The sequence below is a fragment of the Streptomyces sp. NPDC008163 genome (genome assembly GCF_042956885.1).
Classification (GTDB): Bacteria; Actinomycetota; Actinomycetes; order Streptomycetales; family Streptomycetaceae; genus Streptomyces; species Streptomyces drozdowiczii_A.
This window is the reverse complement of the sequence record NZ_JBIBHG010000004.1, coordinates 273,180-288,112: the sequence shown is the minus strand read 5'-3', so window position 1 is coordinate 288,112 and position 14,933 is coordinate 273,180. Positions and strand designations below refer to the sequence as shown.

The following is a 14,933-nucleotide window of genomic DNA, read 5'->3' as shown; positions in this document are numbered from 1 at the left end:
CGGGGCCGTACGCCATGAGGTGCTCAGCCCTGCCCGAGCGCCGGGGACTTCTTGGCGGACTCGGGGATCGGGGTGTCCTCGCGGATCGCCTTCCACAGCGCGTCCGCCCGCGACTTCACGGCCACGACGCGGTTGTGGTCGATCTTGTCGTACTCGACGGGGAGCATGACCGTCTCCATCGTGTCCGGGTCGACCCCGTTCATGGACCGGGCGAACTTCGCGAGCGAGGTGAGCGAGGCAAGCTCGTCATCGGTGGTCAGGGCCGCCGTCGCGGAGTTGGCGATCTTGTAGGCGCTCGTCGGGCTGCCGAGGAGGTCCTGGCTCTTGACCTCCTTGAGCAGCGCCATGAGGAACTGCTGCTGGAGGCCGATCCGGCTGAGGTCGGTGCCGTCGCTGAGGCTGTACCGGGTCCGGACGAACTTCAGGGACTCGGTGCCGTCGAACTTGTGCGGTCCGGCGTCGACGTCCAGCCCGGTCTTCTTGTCGTGGATCGGCTCCTTGACGTCGATGTTCACGCCGCCGATGGCGTCCACGAGGCCCTTGAAGCCGGCGAAGTTGATCTCCAGGTAGTGGTCGATGCGCACCCCGGACATCTTCTCGACGGTCTTGACCACACACGCCGGACCGACCTGCGAGTACACCGAGTTGAACATCACACGGTCCCTGCCCGCCACCGTGGAGCCGTCGCCCTTGGTGCAGTCGGGCCGGGTCACCAGGGTGTCGCGCGGTATGGACACGGCGACGGCCTTGTCACGGCCCTCCGGGATGTGCACGACGAGCGCCGTGTCGGAGCGGGCCCCGCTGACTCCGACCGCGCCGCCCAGCTTCTTGTTCTCCGCGCCGGCCCGCGAGTCGGACCCGAGGACCAGCAGGTTCTGCCCGCTGGTGGGCAGCTTCTCGGGACGGTCCTCACCGAGCGCCTTGTTGATGTCGACGCCCTTGATGTTGCCGTTGAGGTGGCTCCAGAACCACCACGCGGTACCGCCCGCGGCGAGCAACAGCACGAGAATGACGATGAGCGTGATCTTGAGACCCTTGTGCTTACGGGCCTTGCGCGGAGCTCTGCGCGAACGGGTAGGCGCGGTGGTGGCCTGAGTCATGCCGTATTTGTCCTCTGATCCCGAGAATCGGCGGTTGTGAGATATTGACGACCGCACCTAGGAGGGGACTGGCGGTCAGCCGCGTGCGACAGCGCAAATGGGGGGCGTCGTTGCCGCCGGTTTCGATTGACATCAGAGCATATAGGCAAATGTGTTTGGCGAACGAGTGTACGTCTATCGTGCTCGACAGCGCGGGGTGGGGCCGCGATTTCAGCGGTGAGAGGGGTCGAACGGATCATGGTGGCATCAACCGGACGTCGTACCGGCGCGCCCAGAGGCAGCCGTCTCCGTGAGGCCGGGGCCGCTGACTCCGGCCGGCCGCGGGTCCTGATCGTCGCACCCTCACCCGCGGAAGCCGCCCTGCTCATGGCCGAGGCGCGAGGCGCCGTCCGGGTCGGCGCGCTGTGCCTCACCGGCGGTGACGGCGAGGGGCGGGCGGCCTTCGCCCGTGCCGTGGCCGCGGTGGGACGTCAGGGCGGCAGGGCCGACGACGAGGTGCGCGTCCTTCCCTCCGGGGGCGACGCCGCCTCGGCGGTCCTGGCCGAGGTACGCGCCCTGGGCCCGGGGCGGATCCTGACCACCGGTGCGGACCAGGGTCCGGCAGACCCGGACGGGTCGCACGAAGCCGCCGCACTGGCCGTGTTCCGCGCGGTCGAGGCGTACCACCGGGAGTCGGGCCGGCCGGTCTTCGTCGACTGCCGGGTCCTGGACCCCCGCGCGACGGACGGATCCGGCACCCGGCCCCGCTACCGCTTCCCGGCGAACTGGCTGGTCCGGGGGAACGACGGCAGGCTGTCCGCCTACCTTCCGACGGCCGGGGCGGTGCTGCGCTGGACCGAGCGGGTGGACGGCGGCTGGACGGGCCCCGAACTGCTCGACGTGCCCGGCCTGTTGCCCGCGCTCACCGTGGCCCAGGGTCCGGACGGTTATGTGCGGCTCGTCGGACTGCGTCGCACCGAGAGGGGTGACGGCACGGTGGCCACGGAGATCGTCTGCGCCACCCAGTACCAGACCGGGCGGCCGCTCAGCCCCTGGCACGAGCTGGGCAATCCGCACCGCGCCGAGCCCGAGCGGGGCCGGTTCGTCGCCCTGCCGGTGGCGGCGTTCGACGACGACGGCACCGTGCACGTCTTCGTCCGCAACGACGAGCACACCGTGAACACGCGTCATCAGGGAGACGACGGAGTCTGGTCGCCGTGGCGGCACCTGAGGGGCGCCAAGACCGCCGACGAGATGGTGGCCATGCGGGCCCCCGACGGTACGGCGGAACTCTTCGCCCGCCTCCGGGACGCCCCCGGAGTCGCCCGCTGGAGCCGCACCGCGAAGAACGCCTGGGCGGAGGACCTGAGCCCGAACGTGCACGCCTACCCGGGGACGCTGGCCGCCGCGCCCGAGGCGGGCGCGCTGCGCTACACGTACGCCGAGACGGGTGAGCTGTGTCAGTGGCAGTGGGGCGCCTACGGTCCGACGGCCCTGCACGGCCCGGACGTTGCGGCGCGGGTCGGGGGCATGACGGGCGTCGACCTGGATGGCTGGCTCTGCACGGTGCTCGCGTCGACGGACCGGCGGGGGTGCTGCCTGATCGGCTTCCACGTGGAGGGCCGCCACGACTCGGGCGTGTGGTGGACGGCGACGGATCAGTGGTGCCTGGTGCCGCCGGCCGTGGCGCCGGACCGCCACGGCCGGGTCACGGTCGCCGCCCTCGACGGGTCGGCCCGGCTGACCACGACGCGCCGTGCCGAAGGCGAGCGCGGTCTCATGCTCGAACCGTGGGACTTTTCGGGCACGCACTAGGGTCCGCGCCCGGTCCTGACCGGTCGACACCGATCACGGCGGCAAGCATTCATGCGTGAAGTGCGCAGGGTGTGATCTCACTGTGTCTTGGCTGTGACATCCGGGCGGGTAATATCATTACTTCAGGTAAAGCTCAGGTGAAGGTTCTGAGTGGATCCTGAGTGCTTGGCCGTCACAGTGGCGCCGTGACCCACGCCGGTGTGGGCGCGGCTTCTTCCTGTCAGGGGGCGGGACCCGAGTGGGTCCGTACGCGCGATGTCCGGGGGGACCTCGTCGCCACCCCGCCACCGTGCTCGGGCTCAAGCCGAGGCTGTTGGGCCATTCCGGGCTGGGGAGAGGCGCGCGCACGGGGGACGTCGTTCCTTCGTGAGCGGTGCGCTCACGAAGAAAGAAGACGAGTTTGATCGCCGCTCTGATCCGCCATGCGGAGATCAGCAAGGGTAAGAACGTCCTCGTTCTCTTCCTGCTGATGGCCAGTTACCTGGGGATGCTGGTCGCGGGCGTCTTCGACGTCTTCTGGGCCTTCGCCGGCTCGTTGGTCCTGAGCTACGCGACCGACCTCTACCTGCACCGTACCGAGCCGGACCTCATCCGCTTCCTGGGCAAGCTCAAGTGGGGGCTGAGCATCCGCGTCCTGACGCGGGAACTGGCCGTCCTGGTGCTCATGCGGGACATCGCCGGCGGCGACCGGGACATGTTCACGGTGGTCTTCCTCGGCTTCGTCGCCGTGCACGCCCTGCGGCTCCTCTACACGTTCCTCTGCATGTTCATCAAGCGCCGCCGAGCGCTCCCCGTGCGTGTGCGCAATCTCGACCTGAGCTCCCTGCGGATGCCCGAGCCGCCCCCGCCCATCGCCTTCCGGGCCCACGAGCGCAAGCTCCTGTACCTCGACACGTCGATCATCGTCGGCGCGCTCGCCTCCGACTACACCGGGCTCGTCGGCTTCAGCGTCCTGGGCGGCGCGGTGGCCATCACCCTGGCGCTCCTCGGCATGGTCATCCTGCTGCCGACCATCAACCAGTGCCGCCGGGTGCCCAGCCACGAGCGCACCTTCCGCATCCTGAACAAGCAGGTCGCCGAGTACCGCCCCGAGGTCGTCCTCTACTTCAGCTACGCGGCCGGGGCACGCGACTCCGCGTACCAGGTCAACATGTGGCTGGACACTCTCTCCAGGCTGGGCCGCCGGCCTCTGATCGTGCTCCGCGAAGTGACCACCCTGCGCTTCCTGGCGTACACCCCGCTGCCCGTGGTCTGCCTTCCCAAGGCGGACGACCTGAGCCTGCTGGACCTGCCCGAGGTCCGCGTCATCCTGTATCCCGCCAACGCCGGCAAGAACGTGCACATGCTGCGCGTCGCCGAGGCCAAGCACGTCTTCATCGGCCACGGCGACAGCGACAAGCTGGCCAGCAGCAACCGGGTCAGCAAGGTGTTCGACGAGATATGGACGGCGGGCAAGGGCGGTGAGGACCGCTACCAGCGGCTGCGCGGCACCATCCCCGGCTCGGCGATCGTGCCCGTGGGCCGGCCGCAGCTCAGCGCCGTCGAGTCGGTGACCGTCCGGCCGCCCGAGCGGATGCCCACCGTGCTGTACGCGCCCACCTGGGAAGGGTGGACCGCGGACCCGTACCACACCTCGCTCATCCTGATGGGCGAGAAGATCATGCGGATGCTGCTCAACCAGTCGGAGCCGGTCCGCATCCTCTACAAGCCGCACCCGCTGACCGGGAAGCGGTCGGCGGAGGCGACCCGGGTGCACCGGCGCATCGTCGCGATGCTGGAGGCGGACAACGCCAAACGCGACCGCCAGGACAGCCGCGGCGCCCGCTCGGCGCTCGCCCAGGGCGACAAGCGGCTCGCCGACCTGGAGTCCCGGATGGGCCGGCTGAAGGCCTGGACCGTGGTCGGCGTCTACGGCGTCTGGGACAAGGACCGGGCGGCGCTCGCCCGGCCGCCGAAGGAGTCCTGGGAGGACCTCCAGGCCCAGTGGCACGAGACGTTCTGGGAGTCCAGGGGCGGCGAACGCCACCAGGTGGTCACCGGCCAGCTCCCCTCCCTGTACAGCTGCTTCAACGAGGCCGACCTGCTGATCAGCGACATCTCCAGTGTGGTGTCGGACTTCGTCGCGAGCGAGAAGCCGTACGCGGTCTCCAACCCGTCGGACATGGACCCGGAGCTGTTCAAGCAGCTCAACCCGGCGGCCTCCGCCGCCTACATCCTCGGCCCGTCGTGCGAGGAGCTCCCGCTCTGCGTGGACGCGGCCCGGTCGGGAGGCCGGGACCGCCTGGCGCAGCACCGGGAGATCCTGAAGCGCTACCTGCTCGGCGACGGGGACTCCATGGTCCGGTTCAACGACGCGGTGAACGCCCTGTTCGCCAAGGGCATGGAGGAGTTCCCGCCGGGAGACACCGCGGAGCCGATCCTGGCGAACCCCTTCACCCAGGCGGCCGCCCCCGGGCAGGAGACGGACGCGACCATGCAGATCCGTCACCTCGGCTGGATGAGACAGCAACTCGGTCCGCAGCAGTCGATGAACCAGTACTTCTGATCCGCCCGGCGACCGCACCCGTACTTCGCGCCCGCCTTTTTCCTGGAGGAACCGACTTGTCCCGCAGCCCCCGTACCGTCGCTGTCGTTCTCGCAGGCGGAACAGGCCAGAGGGTCGGCCTGCCGATACCCAAGCAACTGGTGAAGATCGCCGGCCGGACGATCCTGGAGCACACGCTCGAGGTCTTCGAGGCGACCGCCTCCGTCGACGAGGTCCTGGTCGTCATGCACCCGGACCACATCGAGGAGGTCCGCGCAATCATCTCCGCCGCGGGCCTCGCGAAGGTGACGGACGTCATCGCGGGCGGCTCCACCCGGAACGAGACGACCTGCCGGGCCATCGAGGCCATCTCCGCCGGCCTCGCCGAGGGAGAGGCGGACCCCAAGGTCCTCTTCCACGACGCCGTCCGCCCGCTGCTCTCGCAGCGCGTCATCGACGACTGTGTGCGCGCACTGGACAGGTTCGAGGCCGTCGACGTGGCGATCCCGTCCGCCGACACCATCATCGTCACCCGTACGCACGGTGACGACGGCGAGTTCATCACGGACATCCCCGACCGCTCCAGGCTGCGCCGCGGCCAGACGCCCCAGGCGTTCCTGCTGTCCACGATCCGCCGGGCCTACGCGGTCGCCGCCGGCGACCCGAACTTCGAGGCCACGGACGACTGCTCGGTGGTCCTGCGCTACCTGCCGGACGTACCGGTGTACGTCGTGCACGGCGAGGAGCACAACATGAAGGTGACGCACCCCGTCGACATCTTCATCGCCGACAAGCTCTTCCAGCTCGCCCACCACACCGCCCCGGCCGCGGCGGACGAGGCCGGCTACCGGTCCGCGCTGGAGGGCAAGTCGGTCGTCGTCTTCGGGGCGAGTTACGGCATCGGCGCCGACATCGCCGACATGGCCGAGTCCTACGGGGCCCGGGTCTTCCGCTACAGCAGGTCCGGCACCGGTACCCACGTGGAGGTGCCGGAGCACATCGACAAGGCGCTGGCCGAGGCGTACACCGCCGCCGGGCGCATCGACTACGTCGTCAACACCGCCGGCGTCCTGCACACCGGCAAGCTGGCCGAGACGGACAGCGCGACCATCGAGAACGCCACCCTGGTCAACTACCTCGCCCCGGTCCACATGGCCCGCGCCGCCCACCGGTACCTCGCCGAGTCCCAGGGCCAGCTGCTCCTCTACACCTCCAGCAGCTACACCCGCGGCCGGTCCGGCTACAGCCTCTACTCCTCGGCCAAGGCCGCCACGGTCAACCTCACCCAGGCGCTCGCCGACGAGTGGGCGGCCGACGGCATCCGGGTGAACTGCATCAACCCCGAGCGCACCGCCACGCCGATGCGGACCAAGGCGTTCGGTCTGGAGCCCGCCGAGACCCTGCTCACCTCGGAAGCGGTGGCCCGTACCTCGGTGGACGTGCTCATCTCGCGGCTGACCGGACACGTCATCGACGTCCGCCGCCAGGATCCGTTCAAGTCCGTGTCCGACCCGGCGGCCATCGCGGCCGTGCTGCCCGCCGAAGACGAGATCTGACGGCGGTGACGGCTGTGTACGGGGACGGCCCGCCGCGCAGGCGGATGTTCGTGACGGGTGACTCCACCGTCGTCACGCGCTCGGTGGACTACCTGCCCATGGCCGGGTGGGGACAGGTGCTGAACCTGTTCCTCGGCCCGGAGGTGGAGATCGTCAACTGCGCGCGGGCCAGGGCCAGCTCGAAGAGCTACTACGACCGCGGCCGCTTCCAGTGGATCATGGACAACGTGCGGCCCGGCGACTACGTGATCATCAGCTTCGGCCAGGTCGACTGGGAGCCGGAGAAGGGCCTGTTCACCGAGCCCTTCGGGGAGTACCAGGACTATCTGCGGCAGATGGTGCGCCTGACCAGGGAGGCCCAGGCCCACCCCGTCCTCGTACTCACCCACGAGCGGCGCAAGTTCGACGCGTACGACAACGTGCAGCGCTTTCTGCACGTGTACCCCATGGCCATGCGGGAGATCGCGGAGGAGACCTGCGCCCCGCTGGTCGACCTGTACGCGCAGAGCCTGGAATGGTGGGACAGCCTCGGCCCCGAGGCCACCCGGGAGCTCTTCGCCTACCTGAAGCCGGACGAGAACCCGGTCGCGAACCTCAAGGGCTGGGACGACACGCACTGCAGGGCCGAGGCCGCGGTCGAGTTCGCCCGCTTCATCGTCCGCGCGCTCAGGGACCAGCAGATCGTGCCCGCCCACTGGGTGCACAGCCTGGAGCGGATGGAGTTCACCACCGACGAGATCGGCTGGCTGGACACCGGCACCTTCAACCGGCTGACCAAGGAACGGGTGGCCCCGGTGCCCGAGTCGGCACGGATCGGAGCGGACACGTGACGTACCTGCTGACCGTCGTCAGGGTCCAGGAGTCCGGCGCCCCCGACAACGCGGCCCGCGCCGCACTCCACTGCGAGGCCCATCCCCGTGGCTTCGTCATGCCCGGCCGGCACGTACGGGTCGCGCTGACCGTGCAGGCCGACCAGGGCGCCCGGCACGCGTACGGCTACCTCGACGAGGACTCCGTCGTGGCCGCCGCCGACGTCGTGGCGGTCGAGGGAGCCGAGTACTCCGCGACCCTGCGCCGCTACCGGGTGCGTGCCGACGCGGGCGCTGCCACCACGGCCGTCCTGACGCTGCTCGTCCGCCCCGGTACGACCGAGCCCGCGCTCCGCCCGGCGATCGGGGCGGCGATCCCGGGCCGGGACCCGCGCAAGCTGCTGCGTGCCGAGCCGCAGGCCCAGGAAGGCGTCCGCATCCGCGGCTTCTTCGCACCCGGACGAGCCCTGGCCATCGCGCCCCACTCGGCACACACGCCGGCGCTGATCGACGTGTGCGCCGGGCTCCCGGCGGGCACCGCCCTCATCGGGCACGGCCAGCCGCGCAACGGCCGGGTCTCGGTGACCGCCGAGGGTGCCCTGCTGTTCGAGGCGGCCCCCGGAGCCATGGGCTACGACCACTTCGGATACACGGTCCAGGCACCCGGCGGCGAACGGGCCGAGGGCCGGGTCGTCGTCCACATCGGTGATCTGTCCGCGGCCCCGGGACTCCTGACGCCGCCCCGGCCCGACGGCTCCGGGACCACCGTCCACGCCTCGTGGTCCCGGACCAGCGTCTCCGGACCGCTGCCCTGGCCGGCGGCCTCCCTCTCCGGCTGACGTCCGGACCGTCCCCCGTACGCAACGAAGTCTGGTGACCAGCGCCGTGAACCCCTCCGCCCGCCACCCCAAGGAACAGCCCGACGTCAGCGTGATCGTCGACGCGCTGAACTCGGCCGAATCCATCGGGGCCTGCCTCGAATCGGTGCTGTCCCAGAACGAGGACGGCTTCCGCGTCGAGGTGCTCGCCTTCGACCGGGGGTCGCGCGACGGCACCCGGGAGACCCTGGAGCAGTGGGCCGCCGGCCGCCCCGCCGAACTGCGCTGCGGAGTGGTCGCCCCGTCCGACACACCCGCCGAGGCGCGCAACGCGGGCATCGAGCAGTCATCGGGCCGCTTCCTCCTGTTCCTGAACGGCACGGACCGGCTCGTCCCGGGCGCGTTGCGGCGGATGACCGAGACGGCCGAGACCGAGGAGGCGGACGTCGTGCTCGGCAAGGTGGCCGGACTCGACGGGCAGAAGGTCGGCACGTCGATGTTCGCCCGCAACGCGGCCGACGCCGACGTCTACACCTCGCGCGTCTACTGGTCGCTCAGCCCGGACAAGCTGTTCCGGCGCTCTCTCGTCGAGCGTTGCTTCCTGCGCTTCCCCACCGACTGGAGGGTCGGCGAGGACCAGGTCTTCACAGCGCTCGGCTACCTCTACGCGGACCGGATCGCCGTCGTCGCCGACCAGGAGTGCGTGCTGCAGGCGCGCAGGATCGCCGGCGTGAACCACTCCCGGTACGCGGGCTCGGCCGTGGAACGCATGCTGCTGACCCGGCAGATGACCGCCATGGTCGCCGAGCGGGTCCGGCCGGGCGCCGAACGCGACCACCTGATGGCCCGCCACGTCGAGCTGGAACTCGGCAAGGCCACCGGAGCCGCGTACCTCAAGTGCGAGGACCCGGAGCAGCGTCACCGCATCCTGACCGAGGCCCGCGAGGTGCTGGACGCCTACGTGACCCCCGGTGTGATCGCCAGGCTGCCCCGGCCGCTCTCCGTCCGCATGGAGCTGATCAGGCTGGGCCGGTTCGCCGAGGCGGAGCGTCTGATCTCGTTCGAGGTGGACAAGGAGAAGGCGGAGATGCTCGTCGAGGGGGGACGCGTCTACCGGCGCTACCCCTTCTTCCGGGACCCGGAGGTGGGCCTCGCCGACGAGGTCTACGAGATCACGCACACCCTCCGGGCCAAGCACCGGCTGAACAAGGCCAGTTGGAGCGGCACCCTCCTGCAACTGGGCGGGCATGGGTACTTCGAACAGCTCAGCACCAAGGTGCCCGGCGTCAAGGTCGTCCTCCGCGAGCGCCGCACCGGTGCCGAGCACCGCTTCCGGGTGTTCTCCACCCCGTCACCGAAGCTGAACGCCGCCACCCGCATCGACCGGTCCCAGGCGGGTTTCGAGGCGAAGCTGGAACTCTCGGCGGCCGACGGCCACCGGCCGATCGGACCCGGCCTGTGGGACATGTACCTCTACATCTGCTACCAGGGCGTGGGCAAGGAGGTCCGCCTGGGCGGCAGCCGGGCCCAGACCCTCCAGGACCGCACGAAGCAGGGCGTCGTCGTGGCTCCCACCGACGCGTCCGGCCTGGAGCGGGTCTGCCACCTCTACGCCACGAAGGCCGGCAACCTGACCCTTGAGGTGTCCGAGCGCCGCCCGCTGCCCGGGGCCTGACGGGGCGCCGACGCGTCACGCGCCCTGCGTCATCGACGCACCGAGGCGAACGCGTGGATCGCCAGCTGACGGTCGCCCGCCGCGCCGGTGGCGAACCCCGTGCACAGCCGCGGACCGCCTGCCAGCCGGACGGCAAGGCCCTCGGGCTCCCGGTACGCCAGGTCGGACGCGACCGTGACCCGTACGTCCTCGGTGGTCCGGCCGTCGGCCAGGCGGATGGCCCGCACGCGGACGTTGCCGCCCGACGACGGCGGATTGCTGCCGGACGGGCCCGAGTAGGGGTCGCCCGTCAGCTGGTAGAGGTGGTCGCCATGGAGCGCACAGCCCTGGTAGGTCTCGTCCGGTCCCAGCTGGGCCGGCCGCACGAGGTGCAGTGGTTCGTAGCGGCCGCGTACGAAGTCGTCCAGGCCGTAGACCGCGTAGCGCTGCTCGTACCCCTTGCCGGTCGCCGCCCAGTGGCCGACCAGCACACGGCGCCGGACGAGGTCGAGCGACGGCTGGTTCACCAGGGAGCCGGGCACCGGGCGGTGGTGGCGGAGCCGGGAGTCGGTGGTGTCGAGCACCGTGCCACCGCGGAAGGGGAAGCGCGCGACGGCCCGTCCGTAACCGGTGTTCGGATGAGCCTGGGACTCGGTCCACAACAGGACGCCGGAGCCGTGCGGTTCGACGCCGATCGAGACACCGTGGCCGAAGCCGCGCAGGTACATGTGGCCCGTACGACGACCGTCGGCCGCCAGTCTCGTCACACACAGATCGCCGTTCGCGCTGCGGGACGCGCTCGTGACGGCCCGCGCCTCACCGGGCAGCCGTACGCCTCCCTGGACGATCTGCACGGTGTAGATCTCGCCCCGCTCGTCGTCGAAGGCGAACGACTGGGCGACCGTCCTGTGGTACAGGGGGCTGGGGGCGAGGATTTCCGCCGCGTCGGCGAGATCGAAGTCCCCGGCCCGCAGCAGGGCCGGGCGGCGTGTGCACGCCCTGCCCGTCGCCGCCGCCAGCGCCACGCCCGCGGCCCCCGCACCGGCCGCCCACAGCACTCTCCTGCGCGAGTACTCCCGCTGCCGCTCCATGGGCCGTTCCGCTCCCCGCGTCCGCCACATGGCACGTCCGGATGTTCCCGCCTCAGGCGGAGAAGGAGATCTTGTCATACCTCCGGGACCGGACAGTGCGGCGGGCCGTACGGATCGATCCCGTACGGCCCGCCGCCCCTGAGGCGATTCCCCGGTTACGCCGGAACGCTCGCCACGCCCGCCGCCAGGAACTTCTTCCCGTTCACGCGCTCCGAGACGCCCTCGCGGTCCAGGTACGGCGTGATGCCGCCCAGGTGGAAGGGCCAGCCGGCGCCCGTGATCAGGCAGAGGTCGATGTCCTGGGCCTCGGCCACGACGCCCTCGTCCAGCATCAGGCCGATCTCCTGCGCCACCGCGTCCAGGACGCGGTCGCGGACCTGCTCCTCGGTCAGGACGGTGTCGCCCTGCTTGAGGAGGGCGGCGACCTCCGGGTCCAGCTCCGGCTTCCCGGAGTCGTAGACGTAGAAGCCGCGCTTGCCGGCCTTCACGACCGCCGCCAGGTTCTCGGAGACGGTGAAGCGCTCCGGGAAGGCGCGGTTCAGAGTCTCGGAGACGTGCAGGCCGATCGCCGGGCCGACGAGCTCAAGGAGCACCAGCGGGGACATCGGCAGACCGAGCGGCTCGATGGCCTTCTCCGCGGTCTCGACCGGGGTGCCCTCGTCGATGACGTTCTGGATCTCGCCCATGAAGCGGGTGAGGATGCGGTTGACGACGAACGCCGGGGCGTCCTTCACCAGCACCGCGGTCTTCTTCAGCTTGCGGGCCACACCGAAGGCGGTGGCCAGCGAGGCGTCGTCGGTCTGCTCGCCGCGCACGATCTCCAGGAGCGGGAGGATCGCGACCGGGTTGAAGAAGTGGAAGCCGACGACCCGCTCGGGGTTCTTGAGCTTCGACGCCATCTCGGTGACCGAGAGGGACGAGGTGTTGGTGGCGAGGATCGCGTGCGCCGGGGCGACCGCCTCGACCTCCGCGAACACCTGCTGCTTGACGCCGATCTCCTCGAAGACCGCCTCGATGATGAAGTCGGCGTCGGAGAAGCCCTCCGCCTTGTCCAGCACACCGGAGACCAGGGCCTTCAGGCGGTTGGCCTTGTCCTGGTTGATGCGGCCCTTGCCGAGCAGCTTCTCGATCTCGGCGTGGACGTAGCCCACACCCTTGTCGACGCGCTCCTGGTCAATGTCGGTCAGCACGACCGGCACCTCCAGGCGGCGCAGGAAGAGCAGGGCGAGCTGGCTGGCCATCAGGCCCGCGCCCACCACGCCGACCTTGGTGACCGGGCGCGCCAGGTTCTTGTCCGGGGCCCCGGCCGGGCGCTTGGCGCGCTTCTGGACGAGGTTGAAGGAGTAGATCCCGGACCGCAGCTCGCCGCCCATGATCAGGTCCGCCAGGGCCTGGTCCTCGCGGTCGAAGCCGGCGGACAGGTCGCCGTCCTTGGCCGCGGCGACGATCTCCAGCGCGCGGTACGCGGCCGGGGCCGCACCGTGCACCTTGGAGTCGGCGATGGCCCGGCCGCGTGCGACGGCCTGGTCCCAGGCGTCTCCGCGGTCGATCTCCGGGCGCTCGACCGTGACCGTTCCGTTGAGCACGTCGGCGGTCCAGACGAGGGACCGCTCCAGGAAGTCCGCGCCCTCGAAGAGCGCGTCCGCGATGCCGAGCTCGAAGACCTGCTTGCCCTTGAGCTGGCGGTTCTGGTTCAGCGAGTTCTCGATGATCACCGAGACCGCGCGGTCGGCGCCGATCAGGTTCGGCAGCAGCACGCAGCCGCCCCAGCCGGGGACCAGACCGAGGAAGACCTCGGGCAGCGAGAACGCCGGCAGCGCCTTGGACACGGTGCGGTACGAGCAGTGCAGCCCGACCTCGACACCGCCGCCCATCGCCGCGCCGTTGTAGTACGCGAACGTGGGCACCGCGAGACCGGAGAGCCGGCGGAAGACGTCGTGGCCGCCCTTGCCGATGGCCAGCGCGTCCTTGTGCTCCTTGAGCAGCTCGACGCCCTTGAGGTCGGCGCCGACCGCGAAGATGAACGGCTTGCCGGTGATGCCGACGCCGGTGATCGCGCCGTCGGCGGCCTCCTTCTCGACCTGGTCGATCGCGGCGTCGAGGTTCGCCAGCGACTGCGGTCCGAAGGTGGTCGGCTTGGTGTGATCCAGGCCGTTGTCCAGCGTGATGAGGGCGAAGCGCCCCGCACCGGCCGGCAGGTCCAGGTGGCGTACGTGCGCCTGGGTGACGACCTCGTCCGGGAACAGCTCGGCCGCACCCTTCAGAAGCTCGGTGGTGGTGCTCACTTGTCGCCTCCGGCGTTCTCGAAGTGCGGGTTCTCCCAGACGACCGTGGCGCCCATGCCGAAGCCGACGCACATGGTCGTGAGGCCGTAGCGGACCTCGGGGTGCTCCTCGAACTGGCGGGCCAGCTGCGTCATCAGCCGGACGCCGGAGGAGGCCAGCGGGTGACCGTAGGCGATCGCGCCGCCGTACTGGTTGACGCGGGCGTCGTCGTCGGCGATGCCGTAGTGCTCCAGGAAGGCCAGCACCTGTACGGCGAACGCCTCGTTGATCTCGAAGAGGCCGATGTCCGAGATGGAAAGACCGGCCTGGGCGAGAGCCTTCTCGGTGGCCGGGATCGGCCCGTAGCCCATGACCTCCGGCTCGACGCCCGCGAAGGCGTACGAGACGAGGCGCATCCTGACCGGGAGGCCCAGCTCGCGGGCGACGTCCTCGGCGGCGAGCAGCGAGGCGGTGGCGCCGTCGTTGAGCCCCGCGGCGTTACCGGCCGTGACGCGGCCGTGGGCGCGGAACGGGGTCTTCAGGTTGGCCAGGGACTCCATGGTGGTGCCCGGGCGCATCGGCTCGTCGGCGGTGACCAGGCCCCAGCCGGTCTCACCGGCCTCGGCGTTGGTCCGGCGCACCGAGACGGGCACCAGGTCCTGCTGGATCTTGCCGTTGGCGTACGCCTTGGCGGCCTTCTCCTGCGACCGCACCGCGTAGGCGTCGGCGCGCTCCTTGGTGATCGTGGGGTACCGGTCGTGCAGGTTCTCCGCAGTCATGCCCATGAACAGGGCGGACTCGTCGACCAGCTTCTCCGACACGAACCGCGGGTTCGGGTCCACGCCCTCGCCCATCGGGTGGCGGCCCATGTGCTCGACACCGCCGGCGACGACGACGTCGTACGCGCCGAAGGCGATGGAGCCGGCCGTCGAGGTGACGGCGGTCAGGGCGCCCGCACACATGCGGTCGATGGAGTAGCCCGGGACGGACTGCGGCAGACCCGCCAGGATGCCGGCGGTGCGGCCGAGGGTCAGACCCTGGTCGCCGATCTGCGTGGTCGCGGCGATGGCGACCTCGTCGATCTTCTTGGGGTCCAGGTCCGGGTTGCGGCGCAGCAGCTCCCGGATGGCCTTCACGACGAGATCGTCGGCGCGGGTCTCGTGGTAGATGCCCTTCGGGCCCGCCTTGCCGAACGGGGTGCGGACGCCGTCTACGAAGACGACGTCCCGGATGGTACGAGGCACGATGGCTCTCCTCCAAGCTGCGGGATGGCACTGCTGCGGGGCGCGCCCGGAGGCACGCCGCTCCGGTCATGCTACTTGC

At 70.5% G+C, this 14,933-nt stretch carries 10 protein-coding genes; 6 read left to right on the top strand and 4 right to left on the bottom strand.

Features of this window, described 5'->3' with window-relative positions; all coding sequences use genetic code 11:
- Positions 1 to 23: 23 nt before the first annotated feature.
- On the bottom strand, positions 24 to 1,100 hold the full coding sequence (locus ACFZAT_RS11805) for an LCP family protein (RefSeq protein ID WP_391263243.1): 1,077 nt from the start codon (positions 1,098 to 1,100) through the stop codon (positions 24 to 26).
- Positions 1,101 to 1,466: 366 nt separating this feature from the next.
- Between ACFZAT_RS11805 and ACFZAT_RS11800 the strand changes: the two genes are divergently transcribed.
- The 6 genes from ACFZAT_RS11800 to ACFZAT_RS11775 all read left to right on the top strand — a co-directional run bounded on the left by ACFZAT_RS11800 (position 1,467) and on the right by ACFZAT_RS11775 (position 10,276).
- Complete coding sequence (locus ACFZAT_RS11800; RefSeq protein ID WP_391263241.1) at positions 1,467 to 2,894, top strand: hypothetical protein; 1,428 nt, start codon at positions 1,467 to 1,469, stop codon at positions 2,892 to 2,894.
- 400 nt (positions 2,895 to 3,294) lie between these two features.
- Positions 3,295 to 5,439 (top strand): hypothetical protein, encoded by a 2,145-nt coding sequence (locus tag ACFZAT_RS11795; RefSeq protein ID WP_391263239.1) that lies wholly within the window; start codon positions 3,295 to 3,297, stop codon positions 5,437 to 5,439.
- 56 nt (positions 5,440 to 5,495) lie between these two features.
- On the top strand, positions 5,496 to 6,974 hold the full coding sequence (locus ACFZAT_RS11790; RefSeq protein WP_391263237.1) for an SDR family NAD(P)-dependent oxidoreductase: 1,479 nt from the start codon (positions 5,496 to 5,498) through the stop codon (positions 6,972 to 6,974).
- Positions 6,975 to 6,979: 5 nt separating this feature from the next.
- Positions 6,980 to 7,804, top strand: a complete 825-nt coding sequence (locus tag ACFZAT_RS11785) for a GDSL-type esterase/lipase family protein (protein WP_391263236.1) — start codon at positions 6,980 to 6,982, stop codon at positions 7,802 to 7,804.
- Positions 7,801 to 8,622: a hypothetical protein gene (locus tag ACFZAT_RS11780; RefSeq protein ID WP_391263234.1), complete on the top strand. Its 822-nt coding sequence runs from the start codon at positions 7,801 to 7,803 to the stop codon at positions 8,620 to 8,622. Before ACFZAT_RS11785 ends, ACFZAT_RS11780 begins: the two co-directional genes overlap by 4 nt.
- Before the next feature lie 34 nt (positions 8,623 to 8,656).
- Positions 8,657 to 10,276 (top strand): glycosyltransferase, encoded by a 1,620-nt coding sequence (locus tag ACFZAT_RS11775; protein WP_391263232.1) that lies wholly within the window; start codon positions 8,657 to 8,659, stop codon positions 10,274 to 10,276.
- A gap of 29 nt (positions 10,277 to 10,305) precedes the next feature.
- Here ACFZAT_RS11775 and ACFZAT_RS11770 read toward each other — a convergent pair whose 3' ends face one another.
- The 3 genes from ACFZAT_RS11770 to ACFZAT_RS11760 form a co-directional block, all read right to left on the bottom strand.
- Positions 10,306 to 11,346 carry a signaling protein gene (locus tag ACFZAT_RS11770; RefSeq protein WP_391263230.1) on the bottom strand — a complete coding sequence of 347 codons (1,041 nt, stop codon included), beginning with the start codon at positions 11,344 to 11,346 and terminating at the stop codon, positions 10,306 to 10,308.
- Positions 11,347 to 11,501: 155 nt separating this feature from the next.
- Positions 11,502 to 13,631: a 3-hydroxyacyl-CoA dehydrogenase NAD-binding domain-containing protein gene (locus tag ACFZAT_RS11765; protein ID WP_391263228.1), complete on the bottom strand. Its 2,130-nt coding sequence runs from the start codon at positions 13,629 to 13,631 to the stop codon at positions 11,502 to 11,504.
- Entirely contained in the window at positions 13,628 to 14,854 is a 1,227-nt protein-coding gene (locus tag ACFZAT_RS11760; RefSeq protein WP_391263226.1) for an acetyl-CoA C-acyltransferase, read from the bottom strand. Before ACFZAT_RS11760 ends, ACFZAT_RS11765 begins: the two co-directional genes overlap by 4 nt.
- Between the last annotated feature and the right edge of the window lie 79 nt (positions 14,855 to 14,933).